Genomic DNA, 14,733 nt, shown 5'->3' on the forward strand with positions numbered 1-14,733 from the left:
CCATATTGTGGCGGCTTTGCGGGTGGTATGCAACGCGGCTTAATCGCCGGGAAATGATTGCAGGAGCTGGTCGATTTCTGTGAAACGGTTTTGCACGGCAGCAAAGGTATCGGCACTGATATTTTTCCGTGCGTCGGAAACGATGGCGTCGCCAAAAAAATTGGGCTGATCAGATTGTTCCAATTTCAGTGTACCCACAGTCACCATAAAAGTGCCCGCAGCGGTACAAAAGTCTTCGTGGTTAGAAAACGCGCTGAGCGCTACCTTGGTAGTGAGAAAATGCCATCCCATGGAATTGCCGAATGATTCAATACAGATAGCACGAGCAATTTCTACGATGCTTTTGTGGTCTTTACGGTCTGCTAGAATGGCGACTAATTCATCAAGGCCTTCATCCGCTGAGTCTTCCATACGCTGGCGAAGCTCGTCAGGACTGAAGTTTTCCGCCGTATAAATGTCGTCACTGTCGTCACTGTCGTCCTCATTGCCATCCGCTTCGGGCATAGCATGCGGATGAGTGATCATATGATCCCTGATTGCCCGTGTCGCTTGCAGGATTTGATCAAGCTGTTGGTTATTCAGATGGTATTGTTCTGCAGCCAGAAGCTGATGGCTGGTGAATGCGACCAGTAAAGTAATAAGCCAGTAGCGCATAGTGAATGCTCCGTTGCGAAAAAGACCGAGCAAGCATAATGGCACCAGCCAATGGGCCGGCGGCAAAAAGACGGAAACCGCTTAAGGGAAAATGCATAAAAAAACGCCCGACATCACCCCCACTATGGACAGCGCAGCGCAGTATCCCTATAATGCCCACGCTTCAACGCAATACGCACCCTTAGCTCAGCTGGATAGAGCGCTGCCCTCCGGAGGCAGAGGTCATAGGTTCGACTCCTATAGGGTGCGCCATTACTGCAAGACTTCTAAGTGATAGTAAACACTAACATCGAAGATTCTGTGACGTTCTTGTGACAAATCTGTGACAAAAAGATTTGCTAGTGAAAGCCTAGTCTCCAAATTTGACCTTTAGCTACAAAATCGTATAAACACAAAAAAATACTGATTTTAAACGTCGCGGTTAGCTAGCGGTATAGACTTGCATATTTGACCCTCAGTAAAAGCTGCCGAGCCTATAACGCGCTTTTTGATTTAAAGTAAAGCCTGAATGGCTTAGTAACTCTAGCCTATCAAAATTTCCTAGAATTCAGGATCCAAGCCCGAGTAATCCCCAGACTTTTGATTATCTATTTCGTTTAGCTGAATTCTTTCAAAAACCTTATTCATAATTGTATCAACACCTTCTGGGTCACCGGGGTTTTCGTCAATCCAGTTCTGAATGATTTCTAAACCGGCGTTGCAGTAGCCTTCGAAGCTTTTTACTGCTTCAGAAAGGTTTTCGTTTTTTAGTGAAGTAATATCTTTTTTATCTAATAAGGCTAGAAGGTAAATATAACCATCTTTCTGATCTGAGGCGTAAGTGCCGAGAACTATCTGGATACCATTAGCAGAAACGGGCTTTGATTTACCCTCTGAAAAGCCAACCATTGCTGCAAAAAGCATTAAGTCCTTATTAAACCTAAAAATTCTTGAGTTATATTTATCTGTGCAAAATTTTTCAACCAATGACTCAAATTTTCGTTCTCGCCTGATTGGAATATTTCTCCATTCATTGTCATCGATATTAATCATTTACAGTCACCTCCTCTATAATTGTACGATCAACAGCACAGCTATACCTAACCCGATCAAATTCTTCACCTCGTATTTTTAACTTAATATCTTGTTTCGACTCTGCTGGAGAACTTACCTCAGCGACCATATTAAATTCCCTTCCTACTTTATCTCTTATATTATCTTCGACAGAGCCTTCCCAATGACTCGATGAAAGTAAAAAAATGACTTGGTCGACTGCTTCAGGGATCGCTTTAGAAATATTTCCTTTGTATTTATTGTCGAGCACTCCAAACGGCGCATCTATGACAAAGGGAGCAATAGCTCCCGGAGTAAAAATTTGGCCCGAAGCATTTTTTCTTTGTTTAGATAGTTCAATTAATGCAGAAATGAAAGTTAAGCCTAAAAGAAGGTTCTCACCATCACTTTCTGGAACAGTATTTCCAACGCGGTCAACCAATCGAATATCGTATGTAGATTGATTTAATTTTGCTTTATAATCTTTCGTGACAAATTTTTTGAGGTAATTATTAACTAACAGTATTATATTCTGCTCCACGCTTTTTTCGGAGTCATATAACTTTTGGGAAATATAATTCTCAATATTCTCTATATAGTCTATCGTTTTTCGGTAGTATGCTAAGTCGCCTGAGGCCGTATCTAGCCGTTTCAACTCTTCCTTCGTAGCATAAAGCCTCTTCTTAGCGCTTTCGAGTAGCTGTTTATATTTTCCTATATCAGAGTGTGACTGATCTAAATAGCTTTTTAATCTAAGCCTGTCCTCTTCGAACCGTTTTATAGCCGTAATATCCTTTGTACCAGAAATTTTAGTAGAGACTTCCTGTAATTTATCTTTGATCTCTTCAACTCTTCTTTCCGAACTGCCAACTCTTTCAATATTTAGTTTAAATTCTCTGGCGGATTCATTCACCGAACCTGAGAGATTGATCAATTGAGCTCTAGCTCTCATAACCCTTTGTTCGAGCTCCGGATTTGAGGCCTGTTTAAGCAAATTTTGAATTGTGTTGAATTCTGAACTATTTGGATGGACTTCTCGGCCACATATACACTTAGCTTGATCAATTATGTCCTTAACTAACTGTTGGTTGAATGGGGCAGGGATTGAGCCTTTATATTCCTCTTCCTTGATGAAATCTAAGGCTTCTTTGCTTAACCTTTGACTGAAACTTACCGTTGAATGTTTAGCAATTAGTTTCCTTCGATCGGTAAGTTCATCTTTCAACCTTTGCTTCTCAGTTACTAAATTATTTTCGAGTGTCGTTCTCTCACGGTGTAAAGATTTTACTGTTTCGCTATTAGAGCTCATCAGTATTGAATCGATTTTCTTAACTTTTTCTTCGAACTCCTCAACGGCTTGTTGGCTTTTCTCTAAAGATGAGTTGCTTGAGGAAACTTCTTCTTCGATAGCTTGTATTTGTGTTTGAAGCCTACGTATATCGCCAGTTTTATCTGCAGAGTTTGCTTTATTACGAAATTCTTGTTTAATTTTCTTAAGATCTTTTAGCGCCTCTTCGGCCACCGTGAATCCTAATATCTTTCTGATTGCTTCGCGAACAATTGAATTACCTTGTTTGCCCGACGTACTATTTAGACCTTCTCCTTGAAAGAAGAAGTAGCGTGCCATATCTTTGGGGATAATCGAGTTAATAAAAGAATTCGGATTCGATATCTCGGAGGTATGTTGCCCATTTTTTATCTCATAAACCATAAACTTACTAGTGGAGCCCGAATAGATTCTTTTTGCATAGTAGTGCCTTTCATCTTCGTCAATGAAATCTATCGCCACGAAGTAGGTAGTGAGCCCTTCGTCTTTCGCACTATCGTTTAATAGTTTATGCTGATCTTTGAAATTTTCAGTAAACGTCTCGAAAAGGCACCACAAAATGGCGTTAAGGAATGCCGTTTTTCCTACACCGTTTTCCGCATGAATTAACGTCACGTTTTTTGTTTTGCTTGTCGAAAACTCAACCGTTTGCTCACCATAGAATTGTCTGAAATTTTTTAGTTCAAGTTTTTTAAGCTTCATTTTCGTCATCCTTGAGGTTCGCGACCTCCTCCGCAATTAGTTCCCTGAATTTTTTCAAACGAGTATGTGAGGGTTCATCTCCGTAAATACATTTACGCTCTACATTTATGAGCCGTCTTGCCAAATCTTCTAAGGGATGTTCTTCATCTGAAGAGTTTTGTGCCGCCTCTAAAAGGCTTTTTTTAAATTCATCTATCGTAGTCATAAACTAATCCATAATTTGTTAGTTTGTTTTCAATCTCAGCTTTGTTTAAGGCGAGCTCAGTGAAGTCTCTTACTCTTTCTAATTCAGCCTCTTTTAAGGTGCGGGACGCTTTACCTTCATTGATCGGTAATATAACGAAGTCATAAATTGTAGCTGAATGTTTTCCAGGAGCTCTCCTCAAAATCCGTCCGCGGCGCTGAACATACTGTCTAGGATTTCGGGTACTTGCGGTGATAATCGCTCGAGAACAGATAGGGACGTCGATACCTTCATCTAAGACCTTCATTGCTACCAGTGCATCGAACGTTTCCTCTTTAAAGGCTTCCATTAGTCGCCTTCTCTCTTTAGTACCAACATCGCCCGTAAACTTAGCAACGCGCCAGCCAGATTCATTTAAAACTGTAGTCAACTCGTTAATGACTTTTACCTCTTCGTTTTGAGAGTTAGTACTCTTTCCTTCTCCAGCATAGACGAGTGTATGACTGCGATAATCTCGAGGTATTGATTTGATAACTTTTTCGAGTTCTGAGATTTTATTGCTAGCTGAACCCAACAACCTGCTTCTTTTGCCGCAAATTTGAGTGATACGTTCTTTATCAGCCCTAGATATAGGGGATTTTTGCAAGATACTCATTAATTGGTTGGACAACGAGTCATACTCGTCTTGTTCTTCAATCGTTAAATATACTGGAATAATGTGATAGTCATAAGGTGTTAAAACACTATCGTTTATGGCATCGCGCAAAGTGTACTCAGACACTATATCGCCGTAGTAATTAATAATTCTTTGTTTTGACTCATTCGGAAATGGAGAGTCTACTTCGTCCTCATCGCTGCGGAAGGGAGTAGCAGAAAGACCTATTTTGAAAGATGCTGCAGGTAGAGCTTCATTTATGGATTTGGCGCCATGGTTATGGCACTCGTCCCCAATAAACATCAAGTGATACTTTTCTAGCTTTTTAATCACATCTTGAAAAGTCGGAGTAGCTAGTGTTTTATTAACCACTACAGCAGCGGCGAAGGAGGTTGCACCCGTCAAAACGCCTGCGACTTCATTTGTTAGCCTATGATACCAAGATGCTTTCGACTCGAAGCATTTGACGGGGGCTATACCAAACAGCCTGAGGTTATCTATCCATTGATAAGCAAGCTCTTTATATGGGACCGCTATAAGAAGAAATAAAGAACCGTTCTTTCGCTTGATTGCTTCATATATTTTCACGGCTGCATATATTGAGGTAATAGTTTTTCCGCTGCCGGTTGCTAGTTTCATCAAGCCATTGTATTCAGCTGCTTTCCAGGAGTTTAAAGCGTCAGTTTGATGTGCGTGTAGTTTGAAAGGAGAACCTGCAAGTGTTTTAGGGATATGAGGACCAGTATTACTTAAATCGTATTGCCCTTCGGTCGACTCATCCAGAAGGTCAAACAAACTTAAGTCGGGATTTGCTAAGATCTCTTTTGCTTTCTTAGCTATTTTTTCATAAGTAGATGAGTTTACTCCGACAGTCACAGTATTAGTGCCTTCGTTATTCCAAAGGCGCTCAAACCCTTTTAGGTATTCATTCCCATAATTTTGAAAAGTTTGATCGTCCCAACTTGGATAAACGCTAAGCGCTTCAGCATTTAAATTGCTTTCAAAACCATTTACCGTTTCATTTGCGGAACCTTGAAAAACAACTATATCACCCTCTTTATCTTGAAAGACTCCAATTTTTTCGTGGTACATGCCCGAACGACGGAGGGCAAATTTTATTTCCAAGCGGTTGCTTGCCACCAGCCATGACAGGATTTTAAGCCGGTTGGCGTCCGCACTCTCTGAGGTAATTATTTCTAGCAGCTTATCTTCGTAATCGGTCAAAATTTGCTGGATTTTATTACCGTGGGTAACTGCTACGAACTCTTCATCAGTTAAAGGGTGCCCGATTATAAGGCGCATGTACCCGCCTGACCTCACTAGGTTTGCAATACCCGCAACACTTTTAGAGATTAGTTTTGACGAAAAAAAACCTACCGCTCGATCGTACCTCAATGAAACTGAGAGGCATTTAGTGTAAAAGTCTCGGTAGAGATCATCGTCATCGGTTCTATAAACTCTTTTCAGTTGAAGCTCTTTTAGTGAAGAACTTTCCATATAAACATCCTACTCATCCCAGAGATAAAGCCCATTCACTGTAGATCAAATTGACTAAACTTAGAATGGCTAACTATCAATTATCACAAATGATATATTACAGTAAACAGTAAACAGTAAACAGTAAACAGTAAACGATAAAAGGTACAACCCCTTTTCCGGTTACGGCTGACTCAATGTATCTCTTATGATATTTTGGAGAGGTTCTCCAAAAAGGATATTGGTATGAAACCGAAATTTTCAGGTCACGATACGTTTCCCCTACGGTATGGGTGGCTATATAAAGCTGTTAACCTACTGATAAATAATAGTAAAAATGCAAAGTCATCGGATGATTTTGTGCGCGATGCCATTGTTTCATTAGGCGTCGGTAAAAATATGGTGAACGCAATTCGCTATTGGGCTGAGATGACTGATGTCATTTCGTCCTCTTTGGTTAATTCACGAAGTCAGTTAGCAGTGACGGATTTAGGTAGCTTTCTTTTTAAGGAAGATGCTAGTTATGGTAATGCTGATCCTTATCTCGAAAAGACCGGTTCTATTTGGTTGCTTCACTACCGCTTGAATGCTTCTACGGATCTATTAACTTCATATCGCTACTTTTTCAACTATTGTAATTTTCAAAGCTTTGAAAAACCTAAGTTGGTCGACGAAATTATGTCGAGCACTATTAGTTTGACAAATATGGAAGCAGGAAAGAAATCTACTGTGAAGAAAGACGTAGATTGCTTTTTGCATACCTATAGTAAAAAAACACGGCAATCAAAAGCCGTTGATGAAGACCATTTTGCATCACCACTTTCTGAACTGGGGCTCATTACGGAGGTTTCTGGCGGGTTTTGCGTTAGCGAGTTCACAGAGCGACCATCTTTGCCTACAGAGATTTTCGCCTATGCTCTTTGTCGTTTTGTTGGTAATGAGACGGCTGAGTCAGGTGTTAACACCATTGATTTTGACTCCTTGCTCTCTAAACCGTGTTCCCCTGGTAGAATTTTTCGCCTATCTGAGCAAGGGTTATCGAATAAGCTAGATGATCTAGCTTCCATTTCAAACGGAAAAGTATCTTGGACCGATTCTCTTGGGCTGAGACAAATTATGGTCGCCCCGTTTCTGAAGAAGTACCCTGCCCAATTTTTAGATGATTATTACGGTGACGGCTATGTCTACTAGTGTCTATATTAATGATAAGTACAAGAGTTCGGTTCGAATCGATGCGGTTGCTGATAATTTCGATGAGTTTTTAAACGCAGTTATCATTCATGGGACGTTGAAATCAACAATATCTACTGTAGCGCGCGAGATTCAAGGAAGTTCACAAAGAGCATTCACTGTTACGGGGCCTTACGGTTCGGGTAAGTCAACTCTTGCGGCTCTGATATCGGGTGCGGTAGGGCGTAATAGCAACCACAGACAATCTACTCTAGATAAATTTAAAAATGCAGACTCATTAAATGAAACTATTGAAAGAGCGTTTCCTTACAAAAATGGCTGGGGCGTTATAAAACATGTGTGCGGTTTAAATAACCCTGCACACTCTATAGCAGAATCAGTTTGCAGTCAGTTGGACTGTGAGATTAGTCGTATCAACGCTCCTATGTCTGATACCGATTGTTTAAAGGCGATTAGTAATTCGATTCAAGAAGCCTTGAAGAACTTAGATGGAGTGGTCATTCTACTCGATGAACTCGGAAAGGCATTGGATTATCAGTCGAGTCATGATGGAGATTTGTACTTCTTTCAAGAACTCGCTGACTTGGCACAAAAGTCCGAAAAGCCAGTTATCATCATTGGTTTTCTACACCAAGCATTTAATCAATATGCAAAAGGCAAAGCTGCACTTACTCAGCAAGAATGGGCAAAAGTTCAAGGTCGCTATCGCGATTTGAGCTATAACCCAACAGTGGATGAGTCTCTTATTCTGATAGCAGACTCTATAAGGGTCGAGCCTGAGGTAGAAAAACAGCTACTGAATAAATACACAGGGTTAGTTGACTCGATTTCGACTGAGTTACCGCCCGCAATATCTGCAACTACTCCGTTGCTCAACGCTTTACCCATCGACCCACTAGTCAGCCTACTATTGGGGCCAATTTCTAGGCGGCGATTTTCACAAAATGAGCGGAGTATTTTTGGTTTTTTAGCTTCAAGTGAAAGGTATGGCTTCCGTTGGTTTCTGGAAAATGAATGGTCGCCGGACTCATTACACCTCTATGGGCCGGATCTTCTGTGGGACTATTTAGAGACTAATTTAGGACATCTCATTAATAGCTCACCAGATGGAAAGGCTTGGCTCGAAGCAAACGATGCAATTTATAGAGCTGGAGCTAAAGATGGAGAGCTGTACCGTAAACTCACTTCTCTGGTTGCTTTACTAACAGTTTTTGGTCAATCTTTCCACTTATATGCAACTCGCGAGCTGTTAGTTAAATATTACGAAGGTTACGGCTTTGAAAGGCCAGAGGTTGAAGGCGTAATAGATGAACTAGAAAAATCGTCGGTTCTTATTTTTAGAAAAAAACATAATGCTCTATTTGTTTTCCAAGGAAGTGACGTTGATGTAAATGAGCTTATTGCTAGCGAAGTTGAGTCGATTAAGGACGGGGTAAATTGGGCGAATGAATGCTACTCTGCAACTCACATACTAGCATCCTCACACTACCACAGAACTGGTGCCATGAGGTGGACAGAGACTACCTTTGTGGAGTACGCAGAAGCGATCTCACAGGTTGATTCGAAAGAGCAACCGAAGGCAGGAGAGCCGTTTAGTACCTTTGTTCTAATCGGCGAGTCACTAAACCACAATGAATTGAAAAAGTTATCTAAGGAATACCCTTATTTACTATTAGGCTCTCCGAAGAGTACAAGTAAGCTAAAAGCATCAGCGATTGAGTCAATTGCTATTAATAACGTATTTAAACGAGAAGATAGGTTAGCGCACGACCACGTAGCAAAAAAGGAATTAAACAATCGCTTATCAGATGCTCGTCATCGCCTTTCCAACGAGCTTGAAGCGTTGTTTTCCAGTGCGAAATGGTTTTATAAGGGAGAGTCGAAAGGCATTGCTCCGTTGTCACAGTTGGCCTCTCTAGCTGCTGACTCAATGTACAACCGCTCTCCTACAGTTATTAACGAACTGGTAAATCGTTCAAAGCCATCCGGTAACGCCAATTCAGCTACGAACAAGTTGATGCTCGCAATGCTGAATAGCGAGCATGAATCTGATCTTGGTTTTGATGAGAACACTTTCCCGCCGGAAAAAGGTGTTTATCTATCCGTATTGAAAAGCAAAGGTTGGCACCAGAAGACTCCGTGTGGGTATGCGTTCGTATCTGACTGGAGTCCTGAATTAAAAGCAGAATTCGAAGATGCTTATAGACTATGGGAAAGTGGCTTTAACTTTATCAAATCGGCAGACAAAATGGTTACTTTGTCAGAGCTTTATGAAATGTGGATGCGTCCGCCTTTCGGTTTGACAGCTGGCCTTTGCCGTATTTATGCCTTAGCTCTACTAAAATCTCTAGAGGGAAAGGTAGCTTTTTACGACAAGGATTCAACTCAAAGCTTTATATTCATACCTCAGCTCGATGAAGTTATTGTTGAGAAGTTACATAAGCATTCTCACGAGGTTGCAGTAAGGTATTTTGAGATTGATTCGATCCAAACCACCGTGGTTCGCAGCATTGCAACAGCTGCGGAGTTGCAGTCAAAGGAAGACTCGAACCTTCTAGAGCTAGCAAAGCATATTGTGAAGCTAATCCATACTTTGCCGCCTTGGGTGAAGAAAACCTCAGGCCATCTTTTTGACGGTGAAGAAAAGAGCGTCGAACTATCTAAAGAGGCTAAGGCCCTCCGAAATAGTGTGCTGAGAGCAAATGACCCATACAAGCTTGTGCTTGAAGATATTCCTGAAATTTTCAACATTCCCAAGAAGGGCCAGGGATCTGAAGAATCTATTGATGAATTGTCTGTACGCTTAAAGTCAGCAATAGACGAATTAACATCACAGCACACACTTCTGGTTGATGCATTTAAACAGATTGTCAGGCAAGAGCTGAGTGGAAACTTTGACCAGGAACTCGCTAAAAGAAGTGAGCGTGTAGCAAAGGCCGCCCATAGGCCGTCGATAAAGGAATTCGCAAGTCGCTTGGCTGGATATATAAACAACAAAAACTCATTCGAATGGGTTGTATCAACAGCACTTGGAGCGGCTGAGCGGAGCTGGACTGATAAACATATCAATAACGGGTTGCATGAAATTTATAACTTGTGTCGTCAGTTTAGGCGAGAGGAGACCTTCACAAAACTGACGTCGAAAACCTCAGCGAAACCTGTTGGACTAATTACAACTGATGAAACTGGTGCTTTGGTTGAGCTTGAGGGTCACATATCTAAGACTTCAGAAAACGCTCCTGAAATAGAGGGGCTTCTGAAATCTTTGAGCAAGGAACTTACACCACTTTCTAACGATCTAAAAAGAGAGGTTTTAGTTAAGTTACTTAGTGAGCTTATGCATCCTGTCGAAGCTTTGGAGGGAACTAATGAGTGAAAAAATAAAACATGTTCTTGGGCTCTCAGGGGGAAAAGATAGCAGTGCTCTGGCTCTTTACATGAAAGAAACTCGCCCTGACTTAGATATCGACTATTTCTTTACTGACACCGGGTATGAACTTCCCGAAACTAATGATTTCATTGACAAGCTCGAGGAGCGTTTAGGATTTATTCACAGGCTGAATGCTCGTTCACTAAATGACATAGATGGACGAGGGGAGCTAGACTTTAAATCATTGCTTAAGAAGCATCAGAATTTTCTTCCGTCTCAGCGAGATCGTTGGTGTACTGTTCAGCTTAAATTAAAACCTTTTGAGCAGTGGGCTGACAACTTCATCAAAGAAGGGTATCGCATTGTAAATTATGTTGGTATTCGAGCTGATGAACCAAGCAGAACAGGGCTCTTAACTATTGATAAACCGATTACTACCGTTATGCCGTTTAGAGAGGACGGTATAGTAAAGTCGGATATTGAAAATATTCTCCAACGAAATGGATTAGACTTACCCGATTACTACAGTTGGCGCTCTCGTTCAGGTTGCTCGTTTTGCTTCTATCAAAAAAAGATAGAGTGGATCCGTTTGAAAGAAAATCACCCCGATCTGTTTGAGCAAGCGAAAGAATTTGAGAAAGGAGAGGATAATAACGTCACTGGTGAAAGATTTTACTGGATGGGAAAAGGTGAACCGTTAGAGACCCTCGAAGACCCTGAGAGACGTGCTCAGATTATTGAGAATCATGAAAAGAAAGTCGAACGATTCAAGAAGAAGAAAAGGCGGAACGCGCTTCTAGGTGATATCGAAGGGGTGTATGAGTCTAGCGATATTGATGAAATTTATGACGATGTCGAGGGCGGCGGCGCTTGTATAACTTGCTATAAATAGTCGTTCTAATAAGCATTACACAAGAGCACTATTAGGTCTTTTCAGCATTTCGTATACTTGGCTATTTCATTTAGTAATGCTTGTATATCTTCAGCCGTATTTATATGGCTGAAGCTGATTCTTAGCGTTTTAGATGCCTCGTCCCTATTAAAATGTAGTGATGTTAGAACGTGTGAAGGTTCGATTGAGCCTGCTGAACATGCTGAACCTTGTGATAGCGCTAACGATTGATGGCTTCCACGGAGCAGCCCCTCTATATTACTGCATGGTAACGTAAGGCTAATACAAGATGGTAAAACCTCTTCCCCACCGTTCACTCTGTATTTTACTCCAAGTTTTTGAAGCCCGATGAGCAGTTGCTGTTTTAGCTCCATATTTTGCTGTAACGAATAGTAATTGCTGAATACACCAATAGCTGTGCCAAAAGCAGCAATTAATGGTGTTGGTAAAGTACCGCCTCTCACACCAAACTCTTGACCTGCTCCATGTATGATAGGACTAATATCTAAACCCTTGAGGTCTCTTATATAGGCAGCACCCACGCCTTTAGGTCCACCTATCTTGTGAGCAGATAGGGACATAAAGTCTACGTTGAGGTCGTCGACATCTGTTTCAATTTTCATATAACTTTGAGCTGCATCAGTATGTAAAGGGACCCTTGCTGTCGTGCAAATGTACCCAATTTCGCTAATAGGGTTGATTGTGCCTAGCTCATTATTTACATGCATTAGCGACACTAGGACGGTATTTTCTCTTAAAGCATTTTTTACCTGTTCTGGCTTAATTTCACCCCTAAAGTTAGGTCTCAGGTATGTAACTTCACAGCCTAATGATTCAAGATAATTGCTTATCGATAATACACACTTGTGCTCTAGTACAGAGGTTATTAAATGCGGTTTCTTACCCTTTAAAAGTAAAGGTAAAACCACCCCCTTAATTATTAGATTATTAGTTTCAGTTGCGCCGCTAGTAAAAATAATTTCGCTCGCGAAGGCTCCTATCGACTCCGCTAGCGCCTCCCGCGTATCCTCAATCAACTCCTTTCCCTGCTCTCCAAGCATGTGAGAAGCGGAAGGATTTGCGAAATGAGCCTGCATCGTTAACCGAAGCTCTTCGCTTACCTCTGGGAGCATTGGATACGATGCCAAACTATCAAAGTAAATCATCAGGTTTTTCCTCGCCCCAACTTTAGTAACGAAACGCTACTCATCAGTTACCTCGAGCAACTGACCAACATCACACTCCAGATACCTACAAAGCGTCTCCAGCGTATCGAAGTCAATTCGTGACGTTGTTTCATGATATAGGCGGGTCAGAGTACTGCGGTTAATTCCCGTATCTCTGACTACATCCGCTATCTTCAATTTCCGCGCCCCTAAAAGTTCCGCAAAGTTGCATTTTATCATTTTGGCGACCCATTTTAATTCTCTAGAGACTCAAAAATGCTTGACAAGTTTTAAATAGGCATATAGTGTGTCTTTAGAGCATCATTTTTGCTCTCTCAAGATACTAGGAGAATAGCATGAATAGAACATACCTTACCACTGAAGAATTATCTGAGCGCATCAAATATGACCCTAGAACAATTAGGGAGCAGTTTAAAGACTCGGTCTTGTTGGAGGGGATTCATTACATTCGTCCTTTCGGAGGGCGCAAGCTTCTTTTTATTTGGGAAACTATTCAGAACGACATGATGAGCGGCTCTGATGACTCATTATCGATCCCAATGGCGCGAGGAGGTGTCGCTCATGGCTAGAATATACGCTCGTAAGGAGAATAACCGTTTGGTTATTGATTTTAGTTATCGTGGCAAACGGTGTCGTGAACAAACCTCTCTTGAGGACACGCGAGAAAACCGGAAACGAGTACAGAAGTTACTCGATCGGATTGAAGCGGAAATCACTCTCGGCACCTTTGATTATGGTAAGCACTTCCCCGGCAGCGCCAAGGCGCAGCAGTTTAAGGAGATGCAGGTGCGTAGTCAGTACCTTGATACGCCCTTGTTCAGCGACTTTGCCAATACGTGGTTTGCTGAAATGCGTATTCAGTGGCGAACATCACACGCTGATACGGTACGAAATACGGTGGATAAGTATCTCGTACCGGCCTTTGGAGAAAGGGAAGTTGGCCGCATCACCAAAGCGGAAGTACTTGAGTTTCGGGCCTCACTCGCCAAAGTTACGTCCCGAAGCAAAAAGTCGTTATCTCCGTCGCGGATAAACCACATCATGACGCCTTTGCGCATGATTTTGAATGAAGCAGCCAACCGCTACAATTTTAGCTCACCTTACCAGGGAATTAAATCGCTTAAGGTGCCGCGCACGGATGTTGAGCCATTCACCATTGATGAGGTTCGCCTCATTACTGAAAAGGTCCGTCCCGACTTTCGGGACTACTACACCGTTCGATTCTTTACCGGCATGCGGACAGCAGAAATCGATGGTCTCCAGTGGGATGCAGTGGATTTCGATCGCCGGCAAATCATGGTACGCAGCACCATCGTTAACGGCGAAATCCAAAGTACCAAAAACGATGGGTCGTTCCGCGCCATCGATATGAGCGAGTTGGTCTTCGATGCGTTGAAACATCAGTACGAAGCAACAGGTGACCAACAGTACGTATTTTGTGCGCGCAACGGCTCGCCGTTGTCGCATAACAACGTCACCAAACGTGTCTGGTATCCGCTGCTTCGGCACCTCGGACTGCGTAAACGCCGTCCATATCAAACGCGTCACACCGCTGCCACTCTGTGGCTGGCAGCGGGGGAGAGCCCTGAGTGGATTGCCCGGCAGATGGGGCACTCAACGACCGAAATGTTGTTTCGGGTCTACTCGCGTTATGTCCCTAACTTGACCCGTCAGGACGGCTCTGCTTTCGAACGTCTTCTAGCTCAACATTTCTCTGCATAAGGAGGGCTATTATGCCTCAATCAACACAAGACATTCTTTATCATTTGCGTGTTATTCAGCACGAGCGCCGCGAGTTCGTCGGCCTGCTTGCACGAAATCTTTGTAATGAACTTCGCATTAAAAACGGCCGAGAGCTGGTTCCCTATATTGGTTTTGGTTACGAGCAATCGAATCTTGAGGCTATAGAAACCTGGGTCTATCAGATGTGCACAGATATGAAACTGCCATTTCATTCATCGCAACAGGAAATGCTGACCTGTATTTTGGCGGATGTCATTGGTTGCATTTGCGAACAAGAAAATTTGAATATTTTCTGTCGTGATTGAGTCGATTGACGGTGA

13 protein-coding genes and 1 tRNA gene are annotated in these 14,733 nt (G+C 42.1%); 7 read left to right on the plus strand and 7 right to left on the minus strand.

Annotation, left to right across the window (positions count from 1 at the left end; translation table 11 throughout):
- Positions 1-39 precede the first annotated feature (39 nt).
- Complete coding sequence (locus CWI84_RS02860) at positions 40-654, minus strand: hypothetical protein (RefSeq protein WP_126841063.1); 615 nt, start codon at positions 652-654, stop codon at positions 40-42.
- Between the two features lie 175 nt (positions 655-829).
- Between CWI84_RS02860 and CWI84_RS02865 the strand changes: the two genes are divergently transcribed.
- Positions 830-906, plus strand: a tRNA-Arg gene (locus CWI84_RS02865).
- A 288-nt stretch (positions 907-1,194) separates the two neighbouring features.
- Here CWI84_RS02865 and CWI84_RS02870 read toward each other — a convergent pair.
- Genes CWI84_RS02870 through CWI84_RS02885 form a run of 4 tightly spaced genes read right to left on the minus strand, consistent with a single transcriptional unit; the run spans position 1,195 to position 6,051 of the window.
- A complete protein-coding gene (locus tag CWI84_RS02870; RefSeq protein ID WP_126841064.1) occupies positions 1,195-1,686 on the minus strand; it encodes a hypothetical protein in 492 nt (163 codons plus the stop codon).
- Positions 1,679-3,715 (minus strand): AAA family ATPase, encoded by a 2,037-nt coding sequence (locus CWI84_RS02875; protein WP_157980986.1) that lies wholly within the window; start codon positions 3,713-3,715, stop codon positions 1,679-1,681. The genes CWI84_RS02870 and CWI84_RS02875 overlap by 8 nt, the downstream gene beginning before the upstream one ends.
- Complete coding sequence (locus CWI84_RS02880; protein WP_126841066.1) at positions 3,705-3,920, minus strand: hypothetical protein; 216 nt, start codon at positions 3,918-3,920, stop codon at positions 3,705-3,707. Before CWI84_RS02880 ends, CWI84_RS02875 begins: the two co-directional genes overlap by 11 nt.
- Entirely contained in the window at positions 3,904-6,051 is a 2,148-nt protein-coding gene (locus CWI84_RS02885; RefSeq protein ID WP_126841067.1) for a DEAD/DEAH box helicase family protein, read from the minus strand. Before CWI84_RS02885 ends, CWI84_RS02880 begins: the two co-directional genes overlap by 17 nt.
- A 225-nt stretch (positions 6,052-6,276) precedes the next feature.
- Here CWI84_RS02885 and CWI84_RS02890 point away from each other — a divergent pair, with 225 nt between their 5' ends.
- Genes CWI84_RS02890 through CWI84_RS02900 form a run of 3 tightly spaced genes read left to right on the plus strand, consistent with a single transcriptional unit; the run spans position 6,277 to position 11,483 of the window.
- Positions 6,277-7,221, plus strand: coding sequence for a DUF4007 family protein (locus tag CWI84_RS02890; protein ID WP_126841068.1), 945 nt, complete (start codon positions 6,277-6,279; stop codon positions 7,219-7,221).
- On the plus strand, positions 7,211-10,597 hold the full coding sequence (locus CWI84_RS02895; RefSeq protein ID WP_126841069.1) for a hypothetical protein: 3,387 nt from the start codon (positions 7,211-7,213) through the stop codon (positions 10,595-10,597). Before CWI84_RS02890 ends, CWI84_RS02895 begins: the two co-directional genes overlap by 11 nt.
- A complete protein-coding gene (locus CWI84_RS02900; RefSeq protein ID WP_126841070.1) occupies positions 10,590-11,483 on the plus strand; it encodes a phosphoadenosine phosphosulfate reductase family protein in 894 nt (297 codons plus the stop codon). Before CWI84_RS02895 ends, CWI84_RS02900 begins: the two co-directional genes overlap by 8 nt.
- A 41-nt stretch (positions 11,484-11,524) precedes the next feature.
- On the opposite strand, the gene CWI84_RS02905 is transcribed toward CWI84_RS02900, so the two are convergent.
- Together CWI84_RS02905 and CWI84_RS02910 are read right to left on the minus strand one after the other, a co-directional pair.
- Complete coding sequence (locus tag CWI84_RS02905) at positions 11,525-12,649, minus strand: cysteine desulfurase family protein (protein ID WP_126841071.1); 1,125 nt, start codon at positions 12,647-12,649, stop codon at positions 11,525-11,527.
- A gap of 36 nt (positions 12,650-12,685) precedes the next feature.
- A complete protein-coding gene (locus CWI84_RS02910) occupies positions 12,686-12,889 on the minus strand; it encodes a helix-turn-helix domain-containing protein (RefSeq protein WP_126841072.1) in 204 nt (67 codons plus the stop codon).
- A 116-nt stretch (positions 12,890-13,005) separates the two neighbouring features.
- Between CWI84_RS02910 and CWI84_RS02915 the strand changes: the two genes are divergently transcribed.
- The 3 genes from CWI84_RS02915 to CWI84_RS02925 are packed head-to-tail and all read left to right on the plus strand — an operon-like array spanning position 13,006 to position 14,718.
- A complete protein-coding gene (locus CWI84_RS02915; protein WP_126841073.1) occupies positions 13,006-13,239 on the plus strand; it encodes a hypothetical protein in 234 nt (77 codons plus the stop codon).
- Positions 13,232-14,392: an Arm DNA-binding domain-containing protein gene (locus CWI84_RS02920; RefSeq protein WP_126841074.1), complete on the plus strand. Its 1,161-nt coding sequence runs from the start codon at positions 13,232-13,234 to the stop codon at positions 14,390-14,392. Before CWI84_RS02915 ends, CWI84_RS02920 begins: the two co-directional genes overlap by 8 nt.
- An 11-nt stretch (positions 14,393-14,403) precedes the next feature.
- Positions 14,404-14,718 (plus strand): hypothetical protein, encoded by a 315-nt coding sequence (locus CWI84_RS02925; RefSeq protein WP_126841075.1) that lies wholly within the window; start codon positions 14,404-14,406, stop codon positions 14,716-14,718.
- Positions 14,719-14,733: the final 15 nt, after the last annotated feature.

Origin of the sequence: Idiomarina tyrosinivorans, assembly GCF_003987475.1 — a bacterium.
In the GTDB taxonomy this organism is placed as follows: Bacteria; Pseudomonadota; Gammaproteobacteria; order Enterobacterales; family Alteromonadaceae; genus Idiomarina; species Idiomarina tyrosinivorans.